General features: G+C 35.3%; 4 protein-coding genes. 1 reads left to right on the plus strand and 3 read right to left on the minus strand.

Going from position 1 to position 6,000, the window contains the following annotated elements; genetic code table 11:
* Positions 1-120: 120 nt before the first annotated feature.
* Positions 121-534, plus strand: a complete 414-nt coding sequence (gene exsM / locus ACZ76X_RS26170; RefSeq protein WP_479852151.1) for an exosporium regulatory protein ExsM — start codon at positions 121-123, stop codon at positions 532-534.
* Positions 535-674: 140 nt separating this feature from the next.
* Here exsM and ACZ76X_RS26175 read toward each other — a convergent pair whose 3' ends face one another.
* From ACZ76X_RS26175 to ACZ76X_RS26185, 3 genes are all read right to left on the minus strand, one after another.
* A complete protein-coding gene (locus ACZ76X_RS26175; protein WP_479852152.1) occupies positions 675-3,350 on the minus strand; it encodes a sigma-54-dependent transcriptional regulator in 2,676 nt (891 codons plus the stop codon).
* Positions 3,351-3,454: 104 nt separating this feature from the next.
* Entirely contained in the window at positions 3,455-4,192 is a 738-nt protein-coding gene (locus tag ACZ76X_RS26180) for a polysaccharide deacetylase family protein (protein WP_098669937.1), read from the minus strand.
* A gap of 202 nt (positions 4,193-4,394) precedes the next feature.
* On the minus strand, positions 4,395-5,468 hold the full coding sequence (locus tag ACZ76X_RS26185; protein ID WP_061529281.1) for a glycosyltransferase family 4 protein: 1,074 nt from the start codon (positions 5,466-5,468) through the stop codon (positions 4,395-4,397).
* Between the last annotated feature and the right edge of the window lie 532 nt (positions 5,469-6,000).

A 6,000-nucleotide genomic window follows, 5' to 3' on the forward strand; every position in this document is an offset into this window, starting at 1 on the left:
TGTAAAGATTGTGTGAATCTTTTCTTCGTAATTAACACTTGAAAAAGTCATAAATGATTATGTATAAACCATAAAGTAGTAGAAGTAGTGCTGGGAAATTTATATGAGGAGAATGCCCGTATGACAACACATTTCTTTGCGAGGTTAACAGGCAAGAGGGAAATACCTCCTGTAAATACAGAAGCTTTTGGCGTAGCAGAGTTTATATTTAGTGGTGATTTAAAGAAATTACAATATCGCGTCATATTGAAAAACATCGAAAAAGTTACATCATGCCAAATTCATTTAGGGAAAGCGGATCAAATTGGCCCAGTTGTTTTAAGGTTATTTGGTCCGTTAAAGCAAGGGATTAGTGTAAACGAAGGAGTCGTTACTGGTGTAGCTAATGTGGGAGATTTTGAAGGGCCGTTACAGGGGAGAGCGTTTGATAGCTTACTGCAAGAAATCGTGCAGGCGAATGTATATGTAAATGTTTATACGAAGTCCAATAAGAAGGGCGAAATCAGGGGAAGAATCAGGAAAGTAAAGAAGTAGAAAAAAGGCTGTCCATATTTTGGAACAGCCTTTTCTGCTATAAGGTGCAAATTTTAGCGATTATTGCCGGTAAATCGATATATATTGAAAATCGCTAATATAATCCAAGTTACAGTCGATATACTAAAGAACTGCCTCGATTAATTTTTTGTAGGTTGATTTTTAATGAAGAAGTCCATAACATAAAACACTTCGTCATCAGGTATTTGTATTTCAAACGTATTTTCAATCGGTTGCAACGCTTTTTTCACTTTCATATACATCCAGTATTCATCTTGTCTTCGTTTCTCTTTATCTGGATGAGGGAGAAGGCTTTCTCCTTTTTGAAGACGGTCAACCATACAGCTCATATGAAGAATAACACCCATTAAACTGTCAGGAGTTAGCTGTAAGGAAATTAATTCTTGAATTGTATTTAATGCGTAACGAATTGTTTTAATAAGTAGTGCTCCGTCGTTACGCTGCATTTGTTGTTCAAGAATATCAGCCATCTTTGCATATGTTTCTTCATACGTAATTAATTCTTGAATTGGCTGAATCGCTGTGTAGTTTACAATGTCTTGGAAATGATACGTTAAGCATGGTACCTGTACATCGAAATTCGTGACGATACAAATAATATTCCGCTCTTTTTTTATGTTCTCAATCATTTTCGTTAAATCTTTTTCATGGACGATACTAATCGGAATAATTTCAATTAAGTCTTTGTCAAATCGCAAATAGTTTTCCAACATTTTTTGAATAGCTAAAGCACTGCCTTCCCCAGTTAAACAAGCTGTTAAAATAACAGATTTCATTGGAGATAGTGGCTTTTTCTTTTCTTCTTGTACGTTTAAGTAAAACGGTGTTAAGTTCTTCACCGTTTCATATAATGCATCTAACGAGTAGCCAAGCTGAGCTTTTCGAGCTGCTTCTAGTGCATGTGGAGTGCTTGTCATGGAAAGAACACGCACTGGAATTTTGAACTCAGTTTCTAATATATCACCAATATAAGCGAGCGATCCCATATCAACAAGTAAGAGGAGCCCGTTTACATTTTGGAGTGTCTTCATATACACTTTCACACGTTCTAAGAAATCTTTCGGTGATTCATGTAATGGCATATCGATACCGGTTACTTCATCAATGCCGAGCAGTTCGTTTGCGACGTTTGCCATTTCGGTTGCGATGCCGTTACCGTGCGCTAATATTAATACTTTTACTTCTGTTTGCGAGGCAGGAATTGGATCAACAACGAAGAACATTGTTAAAAAGCCTGCTTCATCGATAGGCATTGTTATTTGTAATTCATCCTCCAGTAGTTGAATGCATTGCATAGCTACAGAGAACGCTTCTTTATATTTTGTACGAATTTGATTTAATTGTGGGTGATGAATTTGTTTTCCAGCTTGCAAACGTTGTAGAGTTGTCTGTACATGTAGACTTAAAGCGAGAAATACTTTTTCATCAAACGTCTTAGATAAATGCTTTTCAGCAAGTTCTGCAATTCTTTCACAGACGGAAACGATATTACGATCCACAATTTTAAAAACATTTTCATGACTTGTCTTTTTTGACATTTGGTTAAAATATTGTACGAAAAAGCTTTGAATATCATTTTCGATTAGTAATTCTAATTCATCCTCTTCAATACCGCGAGCTTGAAGTTCTTCATATTTATAATCAATATAATCGTAAATAGAAGACTGTTTTTCATTTTCTATTTTATGATTACTCCAACCTTCATCACCTGTAAATACAAATGTTTCATTCGGTATTTGGTATAGGTGACGGCTCTTTCTTTCAATGAATAGTCCTTCTTTCATATACCAAGGTAAATCTGTACTTGAAACATAGACAGAATCACGTTTCTTTGTCACGAAGTCAGAATAGGCTTTCGCGCAGGCAATTTGTACATCCGTTTTTAATTGACCAATGTTATTGGGACAATTGTAAAAGACGAAAGCTCGCATTGCATTCGGACTAACGTGAATTTCTTTACGCAGGCGGATTGCTTCATTTGTGAAAAATAGTTGTAGTAATGCAAAGCGTTCTTTATGCGTACGCTCACGAAGTGGTGGCAGCGTGACAGTCATTGGTATACGTCTTGTAAATGTTTTTAATAAAAATGAATTTGGTTCTTCTGTTGTTGCAGTAATGATTAATACTTGTGCCTTACGTTCGTTTTCTGTTTCTCCAAGGCGGCGGTATACACCGCGGTCAATAAAGGTGAAAAGCATTTCTTGTCCCTCTGGAGGAAGGCGATGTACTTCGTCTAAGAAAAGGATCCCTTCATGTGCTTTTTCAATTAACCCTTTTTGATCACTTGCCCCTGTATAAGCTCCTTTTTTGATCCCAAATAACTGCCCGAGTAGTAGCTGTGGATTATTTGCGTAATCAGCACAGTTAAAGACGATAAATGGTGCATTTTTAGGAAGCTGCTCGACTTCAATTGCATATTCGTGCATTAAAGAAGCGAACATAGATTTTCCGACTCCTGTTTCTCCGAGCAGTAAAGTATGCATACCGTTTGGAGGATAGAGAATAGAAGCTTTCGCTTTTTCAATTGCGATTTTAAGGCTCGTATTTTCAATTGCAAATGTATCTAATGAAGTCACTTCTTTTGAATGCGTTTCCAATGAAGCGTTCGTTTCGATATAAAAACGAACAGGACGCGTATTTGTTTTTAATAAACGTTTATCTTTTACAAGTTTGTTTAAGTCGCTACTTACATTGGCGCGATCTAATTGCAGAAGGGTAGCGAGTTCTAATGCGGTTACACCTTCTGTATAATTGCCTTTTTGTATTGCGTTAAAAATGAGATCTATTCGTTTCATTTCTATTCACCTCGAAACTTCATCACTATTTAAAATTTTACACAAAAATGGGAAGGGTGGGAAGAGAAAAATAAAACAGCTTTAGCATATAAGCGCTAAAGCTGTTACAATCTTGTGTCTTTCCAAAAGTTCACTTCGAGATGAGAAGATGGATTATAGGGAAGCAGTTTGTATCCTTGTGACTGTAAATAATCAATTACCTTTGGAAGTATTTGTACAGTTACACTCGAATCATGCATTAAAATCACTTCGACTTGTTCATCGCTCTGATTACGTACTCTTTCTAGTATGGCAGAAGGATTGTCATAGCTTTTCCAGTCATATGTATCGATTGTCCAATCCCACATTTTATACTGGGCTGATACAAGTGCATCACGGTAATTCTTTTTTAAGTAAGGCATGCTACCATACGGGACACGAACGAGATGTGAATTTAATTTTGTAACTTGCTGAACGATGCTTTGTGCTTGTTCCATCTCTGTAATTAAAGTAGATGGATCACCAGTGTAAAGGCGTTTTACATCGTGTGACATACTGTGAAGTCCGATATAATGTCCGTCTTTAATCAATCGTTGCATTGTCTTTTTATAATGTGGCACTTTTCCACCAATAACAAAGAAAGTTGCTTTTCCGTTCTTTTCTTTTAAGATGTTTAAAATTTGCGTAGTATATTTGTTTGGTCCGTCATCAAATGTTAAGTACGCGATTTTTTGGGTAGAAGAGGTAGTTTCGGTATTTGGATGATGTTCAGCAGGGGGAATGGTAGTCGCTCCTGCATGAGATGACGCGTACATAGTAATTGTTAAAAATAAAATAATGGATTGAAATACTCGCTTGATCATAACATTCACCCTCAGTTTGACAATCAAGATGTAAAAAAAGAAAATATAATCCTTTTCTTATTATGTATATCTTTCTCCAATAGTGGGACTCTCAAACAAACTATATTTTGGAAATATGAAATGGGGATTAAAAAAATAGCATCCTCTTATAAGAAAGAGGATGCTATTTGAATATTTCATAATAGTAAAGGCTATACTACAATTAGTCTTCGCGTTTTTTCACTTTTTTATAAAAGGAAATAATTGGTTTGTAACGTTCGTGTACAAGCCCGATTACTTCAGCAATAATCTCTGTAAAGAAGATTAAAACGAAAAGAAGAATAATGGATAACCATAATGTCGCACTAGAGAAAATGATTGCATTTACACTAAAGAAAATACCGAATGCGTATATAATTAGTACCGTTTTACGATGAGAGAAGCCCATTGCAAGTAGACGGTGATGTAAATGCGATTTATCTGGTGCTGAAATAGGTTTTTTATTTACGATACGGCGGATAATTGCAAATGTCGTATCAAATACAGGTACGCCTAAAATAATAACTGGAACGATAAAGCTGAATAACGTTACACTTTTGTATAATCCAAGTAATGATATAACAGAAATACAGTATCCTAAAAATAGTGCGCCTGTATCTCCCATGAATATTTTTGCTGGATGGAAGTTGTAGAATAAAAATCCAATTGTACTTGCTAATGTAATTAATGCTAGTGGTAAGATAATAGCAGCTCCAGTGCCCCATGGGCTAGTGAAGGCCATATATGCTAGCGTTGCAAGTACGATAGATGAAATACCAGCAGATAATCCATCTAAGCCATCAATTAAGTTGATTGCATTTGTAATACCTACAATCCAAAATACTGTAATCGGATAAGCAAGCCATCCAAGTTCAGTATCCCCGAGGATTGGGATGTATAATACTTGCACTAATAATCCACTTTTTACAATCATAATGGCAACTAGTAGTTGTCCACCGAATTTTACCTTCGCAGATAACTCGTACATATCATCTAAAATACCGATGATTACAATGATAATCGCACCTAGCGTTATCGATAACATTCTTTGTTCGTATAAGCCGCCGACAACAAATCCTACAGCTACACCAATAAATATCGCTAACCCGCCAAGACGAGGCATGATCTTTTGGTGCACTTTACGAGCGTTTGGCTTATCTGTTGCTCCTATTTTAAAAGCTAACTTAATAACTAAAGGAGTAACGACGAGTACAGTGATGAAAGATGCCAAAATGGCATAAATCACTTGTGAGTCCATGAATACCCCACCCTTTTATAGTCTAACGTAATTTTTTTAATGTATTTATCTGAAAATTATGATGTTTATTTACAGGCTCATAACATATGGTATCACAAAAAGATTAGAATTCAATCTTTTTTTCTTTGTATGGTAAATGGGAGCAGATAGAATATATGACAATTGTATACAGAATGTTGAATCGTTTGAGAAGTTTAATCGTATTGGAATTTAGAATATGACATTTTTTCTTTTTCTTTGATGATGAATACTTTCATTTCAATATTATAAGTGTTACACGTAGAAATGAGTAAGTTCCGTGTTAAAATGTGGGAATTTATCTCGCGTGTACGGGTAGTAATGCTCAAGCCCTTAAAATTTAGTTGGAGGAAAGAAATTAGGGGGAGTATTCATTCCTGTAAAATCTAAATTGGTTTAACAAATAATTAACGAAGACTGTTTAATTTTACAAAAACTTAAAAAAGAATGAAAAAAGGAATTCATATAATAAAGAAGTAAAAGAGTTTTCTCATTTTTAATGTGAGAGGGGGAA

The organism is Bacillus sp. BC05(2025) (assembly GCF_056725905.1).

Excerpts from the sequence above, each read along its gene's own strand:
- ACZ76X_RS26175 (WP_479852152.1), bottom strand. The coding sequence starts at position 3,350 with ATGAAACGAATAGATCTCATTTTTAACGCAATACAAAAAGGCAATTAT.
- ACZ76X_RS26180 (WP_098669937.1), bottom strand. The coding sequence starts at position 4,192 with ATGATCAAGCGAGTATTTCAATCCATTATTTTATTTTTAACAATTACT.
- exsM (WP_479852151.1), top strand. The coding sequence starts at position 121 with ATGACAACACATTTCTTTGCGAGGTTAACAGGCAAGAGGGAAATACCT.
- ACZ76X_RS26185 (WP_061529281.1), bottom strand. The coding sequence starts at position 5,468 with ATGGACTCACAAGTGATTTATGCCATTTTGGCATCTTTCATCACTGTA.